The organism is Phytohabitans sp. LZ39 (assembly GCF_059359075.1).
Genome location: NZ_JCADBM010000003.1, coordinates 208,596 through 226,782 on the forward strand (window position 1 = coordinate 208,596; position 18,187 = coordinate 226,782).

Annotated in this window: 12 protein-coding genes; 7 read left to right on the plus strand and 5 right to left on the minus strand. The window is 72.6% G+C overall.

Features of this window, described 5'->3' with window-relative positions; translation table 11 throughout:
- The first annotated feature begins 32 nt into the window (after positions 1-32).
- Complete coding sequence (locus AC5L36_RS07500) at positions 33-1,667, plus strand: glycoside hydrolase family 27 protein (protein ID WP_441220966.1); 1,635 nt, start codon at positions 33-35, stop codon at positions 1,665-1,667.
- Between the two features lie 42 nt (positions 1,668-1,709).
- On the opposite strand, the gene AC5L36_RS07505 is transcribed toward AC5L36_RS07500, so the two are convergent.
- Positions 1,710-2,681 carry a LacI family DNA-binding transcriptional regulator gene (locus tag AC5L36_RS07505; RefSeq protein WP_441220968.1) on the minus strand — a complete coding sequence of 324 codons (972 nt, stop codon included), beginning with the start codon at positions 2,679-2,681 and terminating at the stop codon, positions 1,710-1,712.
- A gap of 172 nt (positions 2,682-2,853) precedes the next feature.
- Here AC5L36_RS07505 and AC5L36_RS07510 point away from each other — a divergent pair, with 172 nt between their 5' ends.
- From AC5L36_RS07510 to AC5L36_RS07520, 3 genes are read left to right on the plus strand one after another with little or no spacing between them, the layout of a single operon-like run.
- Positions 2,854-4,389 carry a peroxidase family protein gene (locus AC5L36_RS07510; RefSeq protein ID WP_441220970.1) on the plus strand — a complete coding sequence of 512 codons (1,536 nt, stop codon included), beginning with the start codon at positions 2,854-2,856 and terminating at the stop codon, positions 4,387-4,389.
- Between the two features lie 36 nt (positions 4,390-4,425).
- On the plus strand, positions 4,426-5,412 hold the full coding sequence (locus tag AC5L36_RS07515; protein WP_441220972.1) for a dihydrodipicolinate synthase family protein: 987 nt from the start codon (positions 4,426-4,428) through the stop codon (positions 5,410-5,412).
- 21 nt (positions 5,413-5,433) lie between these two features.
- On the plus strand, positions 5,434-5,664 hold the full coding sequence (locus AC5L36_RS07520; protein ID WP_441220973.1) for a TM2 domain-containing protein: 231 nt from the start codon (positions 5,434-5,436) through the stop codon (positions 5,662-5,664).
- A 56-nt stretch (positions 5,665-5,720) separates the two neighbouring features.
- Here the strand turns inward: AC5L36_RS07520 and AC5L36_RS07525 are convergent, their stop codons facing one another.
- From AC5L36_RS07525 to AC5L36_RS07535, 3 genes are all read right to left on the minus strand, one after another.
- Entirely contained in the window at positions 5,721-6,626 is a 906-nt protein-coding gene (locus tag AC5L36_RS07525; protein ID WP_441220975.1) for a bile acid:sodium symporter family protein, read from the minus strand.
- A 487-nt stretch (positions 6,627-7,113) separates the two neighbouring features.
- A complete protein-coding gene (locus AC5L36_RS07530) occupies positions 7,114-8,634 on the minus strand; it encodes an FAD-dependent oxidoreductase (RefSeq protein WP_441216857.1) in 1,521 nt (506 codons plus the stop codon).
- A gap of 29 nt (positions 8,635-8,663) precedes the next feature.
- Positions 8,664-10,835, minus strand: coding sequence for an MMPL family transporter (locus AC5L36_RS07535; RefSeq protein WP_441216858.1), 2,172 nt, complete (start codon positions 10,833-10,835; stop codon positions 8,664-8,666).
- A 343-nt stretch (positions 10,836-11,178) separates the two neighbouring features.
- Between AC5L36_RS07535 and AC5L36_RS07540 the strand changes: the two genes are divergently transcribed.
- From AC5L36_RS07540 to AC5L36_RS07550, 3 genes are all read left to right on the plus strand, one after another.
- Entirely contained in the window at positions 11,179-12,447 is a 1,269-nt protein-coding gene (locus AC5L36_RS07540) for an acyltransferase (RefSeq protein WP_441216859.1), read from the plus strand.
- An 82-nt stretch (positions 12,448-12,529) separates the two neighbouring features.
- Positions 12,530-13,843, plus strand: coding sequence for a cytochrome P450 (locus AC5L36_RS07545; RefSeq protein WP_441216860.1), 1,314 nt, complete (start codon positions 12,530-12,532; stop codon positions 13,841-13,843).
- Positions 13,844-13,916: 73 nt separating this feature from the next.
- Complete coding sequence (locus AC5L36_RS07550; protein WP_441216861.1) at positions 13,917-14,765, plus strand: peptidoglycan-binding protein; 849 nt, start codon at positions 13,917-13,919, stop codon at positions 14,763-14,765.
- On the opposite strand, the gene AC5L36_RS07555 is transcribed toward AC5L36_RS07550, so the two are convergent.
- Entirely contained in the window at positions 14,734-18,150 is a 3,417-nt protein-coding gene (locus AC5L36_RS07555) for an nSTAND1 domain-containing NTPase (protein WP_441216862.1), read from the minus strand. The genes AC5L36_RS07550 and AC5L36_RS07555 overlap by 32 nt on opposite strands.
- Positions 18,151-18,187: the final 37 nt, after the last annotated feature.

Here is an 18,187-nt window from a genome sequence, read left to right on the forward strand (position 1 = left end):
CGCGTGTTGAACGTTCAACCCGAGGAGCACACATGAGGTCTCGATATGCCGCCATCTCGGCGGTGGCCGCCCTGGTCGTCGCGGTCGGCGCCGCCGTCGTGGGGGGCCCGAGCGCTCCGGCGCAGGCGCTCGACAACGGGGTGGCGCGCACCCCACCGATGGGCTGGAACTCGTGGAACACCTTCGGGTGCAACATCAGCGAAGGCCTGATCCGGCAGATGGCCGACGCCATCGTGAGCACCGGGATGCGTGACCGCGGCTACCAGTACGTGGTCGTCGACGACTGCTGGTTCAACCCCAACCGCGACTCGGCGGGCAACCTACAGGGCGACCCCTCGCGCTTCCCTTCCGGCATGAAGGCGCTCGGCGACTACATCCACAGCAAGGGGCTCAAGTTCGGCATCTACCAGGTGCCGGTCGACAAGACCTGCGCGCAGTACTTCGGCAGCTACCCGGGCGCCACCGGCAGCCAGGGCCACGAGGCGCAGGACGCCCGCCAGTTCGCCGCGTGGGGCGTCGACTTCCTGAAGTACGACTGGTGCTCCCCCAACGGCACCATCAACGACCAGGTCGCGACGTTCGCCAAGATGCGTGACGCGCTGGCCGCCACCGGACGGCCGATCGTGTACAGCATCAACCCCAACAGCATCCACGAGAAGACCGGGCCGCTGCGCAACTGGAGCGACGTCGCGAACATGTGGCGCACCACCGAGGACATCACCAACGCGTGGAACACCGGCCAGACCAACGGCTACCCGATGGGCATCCAGAACATCGTCAACGTCAACGTGCCGCTGGCCTCCTACGCCGCGCCCGGCGGCTTCAACGACCCGGACATGATGGAGGTCGGCCGCAGCGGCCTGACCGACACCGAGCAGCGGTCCCACTTCGCGCTGTGGGCCATCATGGCGTCACCGCTCATCGCCGGCAACGACGTCCGCGGCTCCAGCGCGGCCACGCTCGCCATCCTCAACAACGCCGACCTCATCGCGGTCAACCAGGACTCCCTCGGGCTGCAAGCGACTCAGGTGTCCAACGACGGCACCCGCCGCGTGCTCGCCAAGCGGCTGGCCAACGGGGACGTGGCGGTGGCGCTGTTCAACCAGGGGGGCTCGACCACCACGGTCTCGACCACCGCGGCCGCGATCGGCAAGAGCGGCTCGTCGTTCACCCTGCGCGACCTGTGGACCGGCGCCACGTCGAGCAGCACCGGCGCGATCTCGGCCAGCGTGCCCGCGCACGGCACCGCCGTCTACCGGGTCAGCGGCGGCGGCACCACGAACCCGCCGACGACCTTCCGGCTGCGCGGCGAGGCCTCGGGCCGCTGCCTGGACGTCAACCTGGGCGGGTCCGCCAACGGCACGCAGATGCTGATCTGGGACTGCCACACCGCAGCCAACCAGCAGTTCACCCAGAACGGGCAGGCGTTGCAGGTGCTCGGCAAGTGCCTGGAGACGCCCAGCAACGCCACCTCCGGCACCCGGGCCCAGATCTGGGACTGCAACGGCGGCGCGAACCAGCGATGGACCTTCAACAGCAACGGCACGATCAGCAATGCCCAAAATGGACTGTGCCTGGACGTCAACGGCGCCAGCACGGCCAACGGCACCGGCGTGATCGTGTGGAGCTGCCACACCGGAGCCAACCAACGCTGGTCCCGCGCGTAGTCACGCCATTGGGGGGTCGTGGTGCTGGTGCCACGATCCCCCTCAGGCGCTGCCGCCGACCGTGAGCTCGGTGGGGACGATCAGGCCGGGACGGCCGGTGGGGCCCGAGGCGATCTCCGCCAGGCAGCGGGCGACGAGCTCGCGGGCGATCCGCTCGACCGGGATCCGCACGCTGGTCAGCACCGGCTCGGTCAGCAGCCCGACCGCACCGCCGTCGAAGCCGGTGACCGCGATGTCCTGGCCGACCCGCAGCCCGGCGGCCTGGCAGGAGTTGACCACCACGACGGCGACGGCGTCGCTGCTGGTCACGATCGCGGTCGGCCGCTGGCGGCGAAACAGGGCGCGGACCCAGCCGCGGATCTCGTCGTCGCTGCCCCGAAACACCCGGTCCGCGCCGATGCCGAGCCCGTGCCTCGCCAGCCCCAGGCGGAGGCCGTCGAGGCGCTCGCCCTTCCAGTACTCGTCGCCGCCGGCGCCCACGTAGGCGTAGTCGCGGTGTCCCGCCGCCACGAGGTGGTCGACGAGCTGAAGCATGCCGGCGACGTTGTCCACATCGACCCATTGCTGCGGCAGGCCTGGCGCGGTGCGCCCGAAGCACGCGAACGGGATCCCCTCCTCCGCGAGGAGGCGCACGCGCGAGTCGTCCACACTGGACTCGTCCAGCACGAAGGCGTCGACACCGCGGCGGGCGATCAGGTCGCGAAAGGCCGGGGCGGGGTCGTCGCCGTGGTGGGTGAACACCACGATCTGGTGCTCCTCCCGCGCCGCCGCCTTGACCAGCGCCTGCACGAAGCCCAGCGTGAAGCCGCTCACCACCTCGAGCTGCGCACCGGACATGTGGTATCCGAGCTGGCGCGTGCGGCGGGAGCGCATGGTCTGCGCGGCGCGGCTCGGCTTGTAGGCCAACGCCTCCATCGCCGCCACGACACGAGACTCGGTCTCGCGGCTGAAGGCCGCGCGCCCATTGAGCACATTGGAGACCGTCTGCCGCGAGACGCCCGCCAGCCGCGCCACGTCGACGATGCTCGGCCGGCCGGGACGCCGCGGCCGCGGAGCGGAAACCTCATGCTGATCGATCGGTACAGGATACTGCCACCGGCCGCACTTGTTTTAAAAGGAAAGTTTCCTAATGGTATCCCTTGGGGGTGGGGACCTCGGCCGCCCGAGCGCCTAAGAATGGTCAGCCATGGGCACCCCACATCAGGTTTCTCGCCGTAGATTCATCTCGGGCGTCAGCGCGACGGCGGCGGGTGCGGTGGCCGGCGCGGCCGCTCCGGCGTTCGCCGGACACGGCGCCGCCGAGGCCGCCACGCCCTCCGACCGGTTCGGGCGCATGTTTCCCGGCCTGCCGCCGTTCGTCGCCGCCGACAGCCGCAGCCGCGCGGCACTCACCGACATCGGCCGGGCCGGCGGTCCCCTGGACGCCCGCGACCCGCTGCACGAGGGCCCGATCCGGCTGATCACCAACCCGGAGCTGAGCCCCCGAAACCGCGACAACCCCTTCCACACCGCGGGAACGACCTTCCTCGGCCAGTTTCTCGACCACGACATGACGTTCGACACGACGTCGCGCCTGGCGGTGCCGACACCGCCGGAGACGACGCCCAACGTCCGCACCCCCGCGCTCGACCTCGACTCGGTCTACGGCGGCGGCCCGGTCGCCAGCCCGTCGCTCTACCAGCCGGACCGCGTCAAGCTGCGCATCGAGTCGGGCGGCCTCTTCGAGGACGTGCCACGCACCGCCAGCGGGACGGCCATCATCGCCGACCCGCGCAACGACGAGAACGTCATCATCTCCGGCCTCCAGGCGGCGATGATCCTGTCGCACAACCGGGCCGTCGACCAGCTGCGCGGCCAGGGCGTGCCGACCAACCAGCTGTTTGACCAGGCCCGCCAGCTCATCACCTGGCATTACCAGTGGATCATCGTGAACGAGTTTCTGCCCCAGGTGGCCGGCCACGGCATCACCCAGGACATCCTCGCCCACGGCCGCCGCTTCTACCGCCCCGAGCCGGGGCCGGCGTTCATCCCGGTCGAGTTTCAGGGCGCCGCGTACCGCTTCGGCCACAGCATGGTCCGTCCCTCGTACCGGGTCAACCTGGCCGGCAACCCGGACGGCACCCCGTTCTTCGGCTTCATCTTCGACCCCGCCGGCGAAGGCCAGGCCGACCCGGTCGACCTGCGCGGCGGCCGGCGGGCCCGGCGGCGGTTCATCGGCTGGCAGACGTTCTTCAACTTCGGCGACGGGCAGGTGCGGCCCAACAAGCGCATCGACCGCACCATCTCCACGCCCCTGTTCAACCTCCCGCTGGGCGCCATCGCCAGCGGCGACCCACCGACCTCGCTCCCCCAGCGCAACCTGTTGCGCCACCTCACCTGGAGCCTGCCCTCCGGCCAGCGCGTCGCGAACACCATGGGCTGGGGCGCGCTGACCCTCGACGAGCTGGCCCACTACGGACTCGGCCTGGAACGCAACACTCCACTGTGGTATTACATCCTCGCCGAGGCCGAGCTGATCGGCGACGGCATCGTGCTCGGCCCCACCGGCGGCCGCCTCGTCGGCGAGGTCTTCATCGGCCTGCTACAGCTCGACTCCCGCTCCTACCTGCGGGCCGCCCCGCCCAACTGGCGCCCCACGCTGCCGGCGCAGACCCCCGGCACCTTCAAGATGACCGACCTGCTCCGCTGGGCCCGCGTAGACCCGGCCAGCCGCGGCCAGTAACCGAGCGTCGAGCCGGCCGACGTTAGTATGTCGATCATGAGACCGCTCACCGGCGGAGGCCTTCGCGGGGTCTGGGGCACCGTGCTGCTGCCGCTGCGCGACGACGACACCATCGACTTCGGCCGGCTGGGTGAGCAGCTCGACCGGCTGGCCGCGGCCGGGTTGAACGGCATCTACGCGCACGGGACGGCGGGCGAGTTCAACACGCTCGACGGCGACGAGTACGACCGGATCAACGAGCTTGTCGCGGCCAGCGGGGTGCCGTTCCAGATCGGGGCGAGCCACCCCGGCGCGCAGGCGACCCTGGACCGGGTGCGCCGGGCCAAGCACCTGGCGCCCGGCGCCTTCCAGGTGATCCTGCCGGATTGGGTGCGGCTCCACGACGACGAGGCCGTGGCGTTTCTGACGCGGGTGGCCGAGGAGGCGGACCCGGTGCCGCTGGTGCTGTACAACCCGCCGCACGCCAAGACTCCGGTGCCGCCGGCGCTGCTGAGCCGCCTCGCGGCCGCGGTGCCGAGCCTTGTGGGCACCAAGACGGCCGGCGGTGACCGCGACTGGTTTCGGGCCATGCGCGACGCCGCGCCCGACCGCGCCATCTTCGTGCCCGGCCACACCCTCGCTTCGGGGCTGGCCCTCGGCGCGCACGGCAGTTACTCCAATGTGGCCGCGATGTCGCCGGCCGGTGCCGTCCGCTGGTACGAGACCGCGTTGCGGGCCCGGCCGCCGGCCTGGAGATCGAGCGGCGCGTCAACGCGTTCTTCGCCGCGCACGTCGCCCCGCTGCAAGCGGACGGACTGTCCAATCCGGCCCTCGACCGCTTTCTGGCCGCGGTCGGCGGCTGGACGGACGCCGGTACCCGTCCACGATGGCCACTTCGCGGCGCCCCCGACGGCGCCGTCGAGGTGGCCCGCCGCGCCGCTCGCGACATCGTCCCGGAGCTGTTTCAGGACTGATCCCGTGCCCCGGGGCAGCGCGCCGCCGCGGTTGTGGCTAGTATCCCGTCCGCTACATCACCAGAAGTGATAACTCCTCGAAGGGATACCCGTGAGCACCACGACCACAAGCGCTACCGGGCAGAAGACCTGGCTGGTCGCCCTGCTGCTCTGCTTCTTCCTCGGCATGCTCGGCGCACACCGCTTCTACGTCGGCAAGGTCGGCACCGCCATCCTCCAGATCGTGACGTTCGGCGGGCTGGGCATCTGGGTCCTGATCGACCTCATCATGATCATCGTCGGCAAGTTCACCGACAAGCAGGGCCAGGCCCTGGCCCGCTGACACCGGGTCACCACGCGGATCGGGGCTGGCCCTTCACCGGGCCAGCCCCGCCGCCGTCATACGGACGGGTCGGAGGCCTGGACGGCGGGACGCGCGGACGCGCCGCCCTCGGCGCTTCGAGGACGCACCAGGTAGCCGAATCCGGCCGCGGTGAAGAACATGACGAGACTGTAGACAGCCGCCGGTATCGCGATCTCGGTGCTGTCGAGCAGCGTCGTCGCGATGACGATGGCCAGCGTTCCATTGTGGATGCCGACCTCCATGGCCGCCGCCACCGACTCGGCGCGGCCGACCTTCGCCAGTCGCGGCGCGAGATAGCCGACGGTGAGGCTGATCAGGTTGAACGCCAGGGCGGCCACCCCGGCCGCCTCGAAGGAGTCGGCCAGGTTGTCCCGCTCCTGGAAGATCGCGCCGGCGATCACCAGCACCAGCACGGCGACCGACAGGATCCGCACGGGGCGATGCATCCGCTCGGCGAACTGACGCCAGCGCGACCTGACGAGCATGCCCAGCCCGACCGGCACCAGCACGATCGCGAAGACCTGGAGCACCTTGTCGAACTGGAGGCCGACCTGGCCCGTTCCCGACAGGAAGTAGTCCAGGGAAAGGTTGACCACGAGGGGCAGCGTAAAGACCGCGAGCACTGAGTTGACCGCGGTGAGGGTGACGTTGAGTGCCACGTTGCCGCCGAAGAGGTGGCTGTAGAGGTTGGCGGTCGTGCCGCCGGGCGAGGCGGCCAGCAACATCATGCCCACCGCGAGCGCGGGTGGCAGATCCAACGCCAACACCAGACCGAAGCACACCGCCGGGAGCAGCACCACCTGGCAGACCAACGCCACGAGCACCGCCTTGGGGAACGCCACGACGCGCCGGAAGTCGGCCACGACGAGGCCGAGCCCCAGCCCGAGCATGACGATCCCGAGGGCGACGGGCAGGAACACCTGGGTCAGGATCGAATCCATGCCCGAGGATTCTTCACGTCTCCTGGTCGCGCTGCCCATCGGCCGAAGGGATCAAGCGCGGCCACGACCTCGATCGGCGGCTCACCGCCAGATCTTGGTACCTGGTGGCCCCTGTGGGTTTGCGATCTGATCGCGGTGTTTCACCGCCTGCGTGGGGCGACCGGGTGCCACGCTCATTGGCTGTCGACCTAGCGCACAGACGGGGCAGCTCGACAGCTCGGCGTGAGCGCGGGCCGGCGGCGGGACCGGTCAGGCCGCGCGAGCGGCGGTCTGGACCACGAAGGTAGGGCTCTGCGACGGCGCGAAACACCCTCGGGCTTGTCCCGCGGACCCGGCAGTGGACGGCCGGGGATTTCGGCGAGCGCTGCGAGCCGCCGGCCGGGAGCGGTGCCCGCGGGAGCATACGGTCCGCAGCTGACGCGGACGTGGGCAAAATATGCCTCGAAGCAACGCCACGACAAGCGGCGACCCTGACCCCGAAAGGTCGCTACAGTGGGCGCTCGGGGAGCGGCTGGGTGGCGGGGCCGTGCAGCACGGAGCCGTCCGGGTCGAAGCGGGAGCCGTGGCAGGGGCAGTCCCAGCTGCGTTCCGCGTCGTTGAAGGCGACCGTGCAGCCCAGGTGCGTGCAGGTGGCGGAGACCGCGTGCAGCGTGCCGGTGGTGTCACGGTAGACGGCGCACCGTTCGCCGTGCAGGCGGATGACGGCGCCCTGCCCGGCGGCCAGCTCGTCGGGTGAGTCCACATGCGACGTACGGAGGCGGTCGCCGATGAAGTGGCGGGCGACGGCCAGGTTGGCCTTGAGGAACGTGCCCGCCTCGGCCTTGACGTGGATCCGGCGGGGGTCGTAGACGCCGGCCCACTCCGGCTTGGCACCGCCGATGAGCGCGGCGAGGAGCCGGCCCGCCATGACGCCGCTGGTCATGCCCCAGGCGTTGAAGCCGGTGGCCACGTACACGTGGTCGGCGCCGGGATGGAACGGTCCGACGAACGGCACGCGGTCGGGGGTGGTGTTGTCCTGCGCGGCCCAGTGGTAGGCGAGGGCGTCCACTTTGAACCTTTCGCGCGTCCACGTGGCCAGGCGGTGCCAGCGATCCTCGACCCCCTCCGTGCCGGGTTTGAAGTGCTCGCCGGTGACGATCAGCAGCCGCTGACCGTCGCGGTAGGGCGCGGTGCGCACCGAGCGGGTGTTGTCCTCTGTGGTCAGATACATGCCCGCGGGGTCGTCGGCGGCCGCGATGGGCGCCGCGACCACCAGCTCGCGGCGCGGCACCAGCCGGGTGAAGAGGCTGGCGCGGTCGAAGATCGGATAGTGGGTGGCCACCACGACGTCGCGGGCGCTGACGGTGGCGCCTGACTCGGTGGTCAGCCGGCACGGCTCGCCCTCGTCCAGGTCGGTGATCCGGGTGCGTTCGAAGATCTGTCCACCCTGGTGGGTCAGGTCGTCGGCCAGCGCCAGCAGGTAGCGGCGCGGATGGAACTGCGCCTGGTCCTCCACGCGGATCGCCGCCGCCACCTCGAACGGCAGCCCGGTCTCGGTCACCAGCGACGCCGGCAGCCCCGCCGCCGAGGCCGCCTCGACCTCGGCGCGCACCTGCTCGGCCCCGTCCGCGGAGGTGGCGTACGTGAAGGCGGGCAGCCGCTCCAGGTCGCAGTCGATGCCCAGTTCCGCCGCGACGGCGGCGACCCGTTCGATCGCGTCGAGCTGCGAGCGCGCGTACCAGCGGGCGGTGTCGGCGCCGAGCGACGAGCGCAGCCGGTCGTAGATCAGGCCGTGCTGGGCGGTCAGCTTCGCGGTGGTGTACCCGGTCGTGCCGGCGACGATCCGGTCCGCCTCGAACACAGCCACCCGCCGCCCGGCCCGGGCCAGCTCCCACGCGGCGCACAGGCCCGCGATCCCACCGCCGACGACGGCGACGTCCACCTCGACGTCGCCGTCGACCGGCGGGTACGCGGTCGGCGCGGTCGAATCCATCCAGTACGACTCGGCACGGTCGGAGACGCTCGCCATACCCCGGTCGTACCCAGTCCCGACCCGGCTCAAGCCTGTTCGGGCGGGCCCTCGACGTGCAGCTGCGGCAGCCTCCGCTCCAGCGACGCGGGCAGCCACCAGTTGGCCCGGCCGAGCAGGTGCATGGTGGCCGGCACGAGCAGCATCCGCACCACGGTCACGTCGATGAGGATGGCGACCGCCATGCCGAAGCCGAGCACCTTCACCGCGACGTCGGAGCTGGGCACGAAGGCGGCGAACACCGCGATCATGATGGCCGCCGCCGCGGTGATCACCCGGCTGGTGCTGGCCAGGCCGTGGGTCACCGCGCGGGCGTTGTCCCCGGTGCGGACCCATGACTCGCGCATCCGGCTGAGCAGGAACACCTGGTAGTCCATGGACAGTCCGAAGAGGATCGCGAACATCAGCACCGGTGCGAAGGCGGCGAGCGGCGTAGCGGTGTCGACGCCGATCAGCTGACCGAGCCAGCCGCCCTCCAGCGCGAGGGCCACGACGCCGTACGCCGCCGCGACCGAGAGCAGGTTGAGCGCCGCCGCGGTCAGCGGTATCACCACGCTCCGGAACGCGAGCATCAGCAGGAGCATCGAGAGCAGCACCACGCCGCCGATGAGCAGCGGCAGCCGATTGGCGATGTCGGTGTTGGTGTCGATCGCGGTCGCGGTCACCCCGCCCACGTGCGCCTCGGCGCCGGTGCCGGCGGTGGCGGCCGGTATCACGCGGTCGCGGATGGTGCGTACGAGGTCCTTGGTGGCGGCGTCCTGCGGTCCCGTCGTCGGCACCACGGTCAGTACCGCCGCGTCGCCGGCCGGGTTGAGCTGCACCGGCGACACCGCCGCGACGCCCGCCGTGCCGGCGAGCTCGGCGGCCAGGCGGGGCGCGACGGCCGGGTCGGCGACAAGCAGCAGCGGCCCGTTGGCGCCCGGACCGAAGCCCTCGGCCACCGCGTCGTACGCCCGCCGGCTGGATGTGCCCTCGGGGTCGTTGCCGGCGTCCGGGAAGCCGACGTTGACACCGAGGAACGGCGTGGCCAGAGCGAGCAACGCCGCCACGCCGGCGAACATCGCCAGCACGCGGTGCCGGCGCACGAACCGGCCCCACCCCACACCGCGGGCCGATGCGGTGCGCCGCCGCACCATCGGCAGGCGGAGCCGGTCGATCCACTTGCCCAGGTAGCCGAGCAGCGCCGGGAAGAGCGTGACGGCCGCGGCCAGCACGACGAAGACGGCCACCATCGTGACGGCGGCGGCCCCGCTCATGAAGGACAGCCCCATCGCGAACAACCCGAGCATGCTCACCATCACCGTGCCGCCGGCCACGAGCACCGCGCGGCCGGCGGTGTCCATTGTGGCCACCGTGGCCGCCTCCGGGTCCAGGCCCGCCGCGCGCCACTCGCGGAAGCGCGTCACCATCAGCAGCGCGTAGTCGATGCCGAGCGCGATCCCCAGCATCGAGCCCAGCACCGGCGCCCAGTCGGGTACGTCGAGCAGCGCGGCGACGAGTCCAGTGAGGACACCGCTGACCGCCAACCCCGCGATCGCCACGCCGAGCGGCAGCCCCGCGGCGACCACGGTGCCGAACATGACCAGCAGGATGACGGCCGCCACCAGCAGGCCGATGCCCTCCGAGCCGACCTCGTTTCCCTCGGCCAGCTGGACCGCCTGCCCGCCGAGTGTCACCTCGAGCCCCGGCCGGCTGGCCGCCTCGGCCGCACCGAGCAGGCGTTCGGTGTCGGCGACCGGCATGTCCGCCGGGTTTGTCACGTCGAGGTTGAGCCGGGCCAGCAGCGTCCGGCCGTCCTGCGACACGCCGCCCGGTGACGCGTACGGGTCGTCGACGGCGGCCACGTGCGGCAGGCCGGCGAGGTCGTCGAGGAGCGCGCTCACCGCACCACGTACCGCCGGGTCGGTCACCGGGGCGTCCGCGCGCACCACGACGTCGACGCTGTCGCCGGCACGCGCGGGGAACCGCTGTGCCAGCACGTCCTGGGCCTGCTTGGAGTCCGAGCCGGGCGCCGAGTAGTCGGCCGCGAAGTCGCCGCCGAACGCGGACGACAGCCCGAAGGCGATCACGAGTGCCGCGAGCCAGGCGAGCAGCACGGTCCCGCGCCGGCGGAAGGCCAGCCCACCGAGCCGGCCGAGCACGCCCGGCCGGACGCGGGCCGGCGCGCCGCGCTCACCGGTCCTGGTCAGGGTAACCGTCATCGGATCCTCCCTTGGTGGATGACTGATCCGATGCTTCCGGCGGGGCGGCGCCGGGTCGTCCGCCGAGGCGCGGCAGCGCCTACGTCATCGCGCGTGGCGGGACGGGGGCCGGATACGCCTCTCGACGTACGCCGCTACGCCGATCCGCGTGCCGGGAAGGGCCACCAGCTCCGACCACGGGTCAGCGGCGCTCCAGAGCCTAGCCATCCTCGAGCGGGCCGGGTACGAGGGGCGGTACGTTGTCCACAGAGGAGGGTGGCGCATGGGTGACTGGTCACAAGTCCGTGAAACCAGGACGATCCGTGCCGGCCACAGCCCCGGCACCGCCGTCCGGTGCGGCCTGATGGACACTATGCTGGCCGACCTCCCGGTCTCCGTCGTGTTCTTCTTCGCGCGCACCCTCGACGAGACCCGCCTGGCCGACGGCCTCACCCGCGCACTCGCCCACCTGCCCGTCTTCGCCGGCCGCCTGCGCACCCGGGACGAGACGCTGGAGATCGTCTGCGACGACGCCGGCGTACCGATGACGTTCGTCGACGTCGACGAGCCACTGAGTAGTGCGATCGGCCGGGTGACCCTGCCCGCGTCGGGCTTCGTCACCCACGTCGACGCGCCCGCCGCCGGGCTGGGCGAGCGGCCGCTGCTGACCGTGCAGGTCAGCCGCATGGCCGGCGGCGGCACCGCGCTGGGCTGCTCGTGGCACCACGCGGTCGGCGACATCACCACCTTCATGCTGCTGATGCGCGCCTGGTCCGCGTCGGTGGAGGGCATGTCGCCGCCGCCCGTACAGGTGGTCGAAGACCGCGACGCCTACCTGAACAAGGTGCTCCCGGCCGAAGACTCCGGGCACCCCGCCTTCCGCCTGCTGGACCCCGCCGAAGCCGCCGAGCTGCGGGGCCAGGTCGAGCTGGCCGCCAGGTCCAGCCGCACCGTACAGGCCTACTTCGGCGACGCGGAGGTGGGCAGGATGCGCGCGGAGCTCAGCGCCGCCGCCGGCCAGCGGCTGTCCAGAAACGACGCGCTCTGCGCCCACCTCGTGAGCACGATCCGCCACCTCGACGGCGACGCACAGACCCGCGCGCTCACGCTGCCGGTCGACATGCGCCGCCGCTACGACCTGCCACCCGGCCTCGTCGGCAACCTGCTGAGCGAGATCAGCCTCGCCTGGCCGCCGCACACCGGCCCGGGAGCGCTGGCGGCCGGCATCCGGGCCGCGGTCGACGACTTCACCCGCGCACACCTGAGCTACCGGTCCAACCACGCGTTCCTCGACACGGTCGGCCGCTCCCGCGTGCGCGACTGCGTGCCCAACGGCTTCGACCCCGCCAACCGCGCCATCTCCATCTCCAACTGGAGCCGGCTCGGCGCGTACGGCGTCACGTTCGAGGGCCAGCGCCCGGCCGCCTTCAGCCCGGCCACGACCTTCCAGCTGCCGTGGGTCTCCTGGCTGGTGGAAGGCTTCGACGACAGCGGCTTCCTCTACACGATCGCCCTGCCGTCCACGCTCGTCGGCCGGCTGCGCGCCCCCGGCGGCCGCGCGGCCCTGCACCGCTTCCGCCACCCCGGCGACCCGCTGCCACGCCTAGCCACCGAGGCCCGCAAGCTTCTCTGAGCCGGAAACTTCGCCCTTTCTCCCCGACTGAGCGCGTGGCAAGCTGACCGAGGGCGACCAACGCGGGGCTGTGGGTGATCACGTGGCGACGCAGCAGATGGTGCGGTCCACGGCACCGGGGCCTACCGGGCACCCGGTGCTGGGCATGGCGCCGGCGTTCAGGCGCGACATGTTGGGCACGATGCTGGCCGGCTTCGGTCGCTACGGCGACGTCGTCGCCTACCGCTTCGGGCCGAGATGGGGACCGCTCACCCAGCGCGTGGTCATGGCGCACCACCCGGACAGCATCCACGAGGTGTTCACCACGCCGCGGCTCTACAGCCGCCGCACGACGGCGTTCCAGGTGCTCACCGAGCTGATCGGCACCGGGCTGCTGACCAGCGACGGCGAGGTGTGGCTGCGCCAGCGACGCACGCTACAGCCGCTGTTCACGCCGCGCCGCGTCGCCGGCTACGCCGAGCTGATGACCGAGGAGGCGGCGCGCATCGCCGACACGTCCCCGGTCGCGGACGGCGCCACTGTGGACCTGCACGAGCTGATGCAGCGGTACGCGCTGCGGGTGGTCAGCCGGGCCCTGTTCGGCCACGACGTCGACGAGGCCGTGCCGCGGATGCAGCGGCTCATGCCGGTGTTGAGCGACCTCGCCCTGGCGCGGACCCTCCAGATCGTCCGGGCGCCGCTGGCCTGGCCGACCCCGCGGGCCCGCCGGATCAGCCGGGAGCGCGCGGCGCAGTACGCGATCGTCGACGGCATCATCGCCCGCCACGCCGAGCGCGGCGCGGGCGACGACATGCTCAGCCGGTTGCACTCCGCCACCGATCCGGAGACCGGGCAGCCACTGTCCACTGAGGAGATACGCGACCAGGTGCTGGTGTTTCTGCTGGCCGGGCACGAGACGACGGCGGGCGCGCTGACGTTCACCCTCCAGGAGCTGGGGCGGCAGCCCGAGCTACAGGCGCGGGTCGCGGGCGGTGACGCCGAGCTGGCGCGGGCGGCGCTGCTGGAGGGCATGCGGCTGTACCCGCCGGCGTACACCACCGAGCGCCTCGCCGACGTCGACGCCACGATCGCCGGCTACCACGTGCCGGCCGGCACCCGGGTGATGCTCTCGGCGTACGTCACGCACCGGCACCCGGAGTTCTGGCCCGACCCGGAGCGCTTCGATCCGAGCCGGTTCACCGGCCAGCACGAGCGGCCGCGTTACGCGTACTTCCCGTTCGGCGGCGGGCCGCGCAGCTGCATCGGCGAGCACTTCGCGATGCTCGAAGGGACGATCCTGCTGCGGGCGCTGCTCGCGCGCTACCGCGTCGAGGCGCTCGACGAGCGGGTGCGCCTCGCGCCGATGGTCACGCTGCGTCCCGCCGGCGAGGTCCGTGCGACTCTTAGGGTTCGATGAAAGTTTTTGCCAAGCCCGCGATCTAGCCTGTAGATTCCGTTCATCCGCGTTGGTGAATGGAATGGAGCTGGGCATGACCGGTCGGACAAGACGATGGGTCCTCTCGCGTGGTGCGGTGGTCACGGCGGCCGCCGCGGGCGCGAGTTCGCTGCTCTCCACGGAGGCGCTCGCGCTGCCAGCCGTCGACATGGAGCTGGTCCTCCTCGCCGCTCAGGTCGACCCACCCAAGGCCGACACCGGCCTCACTCCCGGGGCCTCCACCCACGTCATCGAGGTGGAGCGCGCCCTGAACGCCAAGGGCCTGCTCGCCTCCGGCGCCGTCGACGGGCACTTCGGCACGTCGACCGTCTCCGCCTACGCCGCGTGGCAGCGGTCGCTCGGCTACTCGGGCCTCGACGCCAACGGCATCCCCGGACCTACGTCCCTGACCCGGCTCGGCGAGGGCAGGTTCACCGTCTCCAGGCCGGTGTCCACCGGCTCACGCACCGACACGTACGGCGGTCGGCGGGTGAACACCCGCACCCGCAACATGCTCGCCGCCGCCGACGGCATGCTCTCCTGGAGCCTGACGCTCTCCCAGGGCTCGTACACGTCCTCCAACCCCAGCTCCGCCGGCACCCACGACGGCGGCGGAGTCGTCGACATCTCGGTGACGAGCCTGACCACGACCCAGCGCTGGGAGACGGTGCGCGCGCTGCGCACGGTCGGCTTCGCCGCCTGGCTGCGCAACCCGTCCCAGGGAGACTGGCCCTACCACATCCACGCCGCCGCCGTCTCCGACCCGGACATGGCACAGGCCGCCCGCAACCAGACCCACGACTACTACTTCGGCAGAAACGGTCTGGCCAGCCACGCCGCGGACGACACCCCGTCGGCGTACCGGGTGGCCTTCACCTGGTGGGAGAAGTACCAAAGGGGTTAGTGCCGCACACGTCGCACGACCACACGCGTGCCGTGCCGTCGGCATGGAGGGTGACCACCCGCGACGCGTCGCGGTCGAAGGCGGCGGAGACGACCGGCGGCCCGAAGCTGTCGAAGACGATCGGCTCGGTGGGCGTGGTGGCCTTCCAGATCCGGAGGGTCTCGTCGGTGCCGGTGCTGACCAGCCATCGGCCGTCGCCGGAGTAACGTACCGTCCTGGCGCCGCCGGGATGGCCGGGAAGGGTAAACGCGGTGGTGCCGTCCGCGTTCCACACGCGGATGGTGCCATCCTGGCTCGCGGTGGCCAGGCGCCGACCGTCCGGGCTGAACGCGATGCCGTAGACCGGCCCCTGGTGTCCACGAAGGACGATCCGGCCGCCCGCGGTGTCGACGATCTCGACGGTGCCGTCCTGCTTGGCCAGCGCGACGCGGAACGTGCCGGACCCGACCCCGTACCCGTCGACGTCGTACGTGGCGACCGGCGAACCGGTGGTGGAGTTCCACACGCGCAGCTGGGTGTCGAGGTCGTTGCGAGCGTCCACTGTGGTCGCGGCCAACCACCCGACGGTGTCGAGCCCGATCGGTCGCACCGGGCCCCCACTCGAGATGACGGCCGCCTGCCGCATGCGGGTGAGGTCCCAGATCCGGAGGGTGCCGTCGTCGCCGCCGGTCGCGAGGCGGGTGCCGTCCGGGTGGAACACGACGCCGAGCACCCGCCCGCGGTGGCCGCTCAGCACGGCGGGTTCACGGGTGTCCTTTGTGTCCCAGACACGGACCGTGCCGTCCGCGGCGGCGGTCGCCACGCGGCGGCCGTCCGGGCTGAGCGCCACGTCGCGCACGACCGTTCCCGGTATCCGGAGGATCGCGGGGTTGGCCCACCCGCCGGTGTCCCAGACCCGGGCGGTGCCGTCGGCGGCGGCCGTCACCAGCCGGCGCCCGTCCGGCGTGAAGCTCACGGAGAGCGCGCTGTGGGTGTGGCCGCGCAGTTCGAGGGGACGACCCACGCCCGCCTGATCCCACAGGTGGATGGCTCCCCCACTGGCGGTGGTGGCGATCCGCTGCCCGTCCGGGCTGAATGCGACGCCGCGAACGAGCCGGGTCGAGGTGCGAAACACCGTGGGCTGGCCGGCGTGCCAGACGCGTGCGCCACCATCGTTGTGCCCGCTGACCACCTGCCGCCCGTCCGGGCTGAACGCCACGCTCCACACCGCGCCGCCGTGGCCGTCGAGCAGGACCGGGGGCGGGTGACCGGTCACGCCCCTTATCAACAGGACGCCGTCGTCGCCGCCGCTGGCGACCCGCTCGCCGTCCGGGCTGAACGCGACGGCGCGCACCCGCCCCCGGTGTCCGGTGAGGACGGCCGGTGCGGCGCGCCCCGCGACGGCCCAGATCCTTACGGTGCCGTCCACGCCGCCGGTGGCCACGCGGCGGCCGTCGGGGCTGAACGCCACGCTCTCCGCGGCGCCGGTCTGCGCGCCGACGGTGACCGGGCCGGTGCCGGCGGATAGGTCCCACATCCGCACCTGGCCGTCCTTCGCACCCGCCGCGAGGTGCCGGCCGTCCGGGCTGAACGCCAGCGCGAGCACCGACCCGCCGGTCAGCTCCGCCGTCCGGGTGCCGCGCGCCAGGTCCCACACCGCGACCGGCGACGTGCCGACGGCCAGGCGCGTGCCGTCGCGGCTGACCGCCACGGGTGCGAACCCGCCCGGCGAGACGGTCAGCGCCGCGTGCGTCCGGTCCACGAGGACCGCCTGGCGCAGCACCGCCTCGGCCTCCTCGGACGGCCGCGCCTCGTACGCCTGGCGGGCCAGCTCCAGGCCGCGCCGCGGGTCGACCTGGAGCTGGGTGCGCGCCTCGGCCACCAACTGGCGGGAGTAGGCCAGGTCGCGCTCGTCGCGGGCGCGGCCGGCCTGCACCATCGCGGTGGCGGCCAGCACGCTCACCACGGCCACGGCGGCCGCGAGACCCGCCACGGCGAGCCGGACGCGGCGGCGGCCGGCGCGCTGCTCCCAGGCCCGGCGGGCCCGGCTGGCGGCCAGGAAGTCGCGCTCCACGCCGTTGAGCCGGTGCAGGTCGCGGTCGTCCCAGGCGGCGAGCCGCTGCCCCCGGTAGAGGGCGCCGGTGTCCATGTCGTGCGAGCGCCAGATGTCGCTGGCGTCGGTCAGCTGCCGGTGCAGGCGCAGCGCCTCGCGGTCGGCGTGGAGCCAGCCGTGCAGCCGCGGCCACGCCCGGATCAGCGCCTCGTGGGCGATCTCGACGGTGTCGCGCCCGAGCACGACCAGCCGGGCGTCGGCCAGCTGGCGCAGCACCGCGTCGGCGTCCGGTAGGTCCAGCTCGGCGCGGTCGACCCTTCGGCGCGTGTCCTCCACCCCGTCGCCGAGCGCCACGAGCCGGGTCAGCAGCCGCTCGGCCGTCTCCCGCCGCACCGGCTCGAACCCTTGGTACACCGCCTCGGCGGTCTGCGCGATGGCACCGGCGACGCCGCCCGTCGCCTCGTACCCGGCCAGGGTGAGCACGTCGCCGCGGCGCTGCCGCCACGTCTCCAGCAGCGCGTGGGACACCAGCGGCAGGGCGCCCGGCTGGCCGGCCGCGTCGGCGAGCAGCTTGGTCACCAGCGCCCGCTCCACGCTGCCGCCGGCTCGCCGCGCCGGCTCGGTGACCGCCTCCCGCAGCTCGTCGTCCTCCAGCGGGCCCACCGGTACGGTCGCCCCGGCGAGCAGGCGCGCCAGCGTGGGCAGTTCGGTGCAGCGGCCGTAGAAGTCCGCGCGTATCCCGATCACGACCCGCGCCCGCTCCGCCACGGCCGCCAGCTCGGTCACGAACGCGGCGCGCTCGGCGGCGTCCGGGCAGAGGGTGAACAGCTCCTCGAACTGGTCCACGACGAGCAGGCCGTCCTCGGCGGGCGGCGTCAGCAGCGCCAGGCCGGGCGTCGTCACCACCGGCGCGGCGGCGGCCAGCGCCGGCACCAGCCCGGCGCGCAGCAGCGACGACTTGCCGCTGCCGGACACACCGACCACCGCCAGGAACCGGTGCTCGGCGAGCATCTCCACGATGCGCGCCACCAGCCGCTGCCGGCCGAAGAACCGGTCGGCGTCCGCGACGTCGTACGCCACGAGGCCCCGGTACGGCGCGTCCGCCGGCGCCGTGGCCGTGGCCGCCTCGCGCCACCGCCGCTCCCAGGCGACCGGGTCGCCGCCGCACGCCCGTACGAAGGCCAGCGTCACCGCCAGGCTGGGCAGCCGGCGCCCGCCGGCGGCGTTCGCCAGCGCCGCCACCGAGTAACCGGCCCGCCCGGCCAGCTCCCGGTAGCCCGGATTTCCCGCCTGCCGCCGCAGGTCACGCAGCTCAGCCGCCAGCGCCTGCACCGGACCGTCGTCCGGATCCACGGCGCGCTCCGGTCGCGGCACTCATCCCCCTTTATGC

Excerpts from the sequence above, each read along its gene's own strand:
- AC5L36_RS07500 (WP_441220966.1), top strand. The coding sequence starts at position 33 with ATGAGGTCTCGATATGCCGCCATCTCGGCGGTGGCCGCCCTGGTCGTC.
- AC5L36_RS07550 (WP_441216861.1), top strand. The coding sequence starts at position 13,917 with ATGACCGGTCGGACAAGACGATGGGTCCTCTCGCGTGGTGCGGTGGTC.
- AC5L36_RS07530 (WP_441216857.1), bottom strand. The coding sequence starts at position 8,634 with ATGGCGAGCGTCTCCGACCGTGCCGAGTCGTACTGGATGGATTCGACC.
- AC5L36_RS07535 (WP_441216858.1), bottom strand. The coding sequence starts at position 10,835 with ATGACGGTTACCCTGACCAGGACCGGTGAGCGCGGCGCGCCGGCCCGC.
- AC5L36_RS07525 (WP_441220975.1), bottom strand. The coding sequence starts at position 6,626 with ATGGATTCGATCCTGACCCAGGTGTTCCTGCCCGTCGCCCTCGGGATC.
- AC5L36_RS07510 (WP_441220970.1), top strand. The coding sequence starts at position 2,854 with ATGGGCACCCCACATCAGGTTTCTCGCCGTAGATTCATCTCGGGCGTC.
- AC5L36_RS07540 (WP_441216859.1), top strand. The coding sequence starts at position 11,179 with ATGGACACTATGCTGGCCGACCTCCCGGTCTCCGTCGTGTTCTTCTTC.
- AC5L36_RS07515 (WP_441220972.1), top strand. The coding sequence starts at position 4,426 with ATGAGACCGCTCACCGGCGGAGGCCTTCGCGGGGTCTGGGGCACCGTG.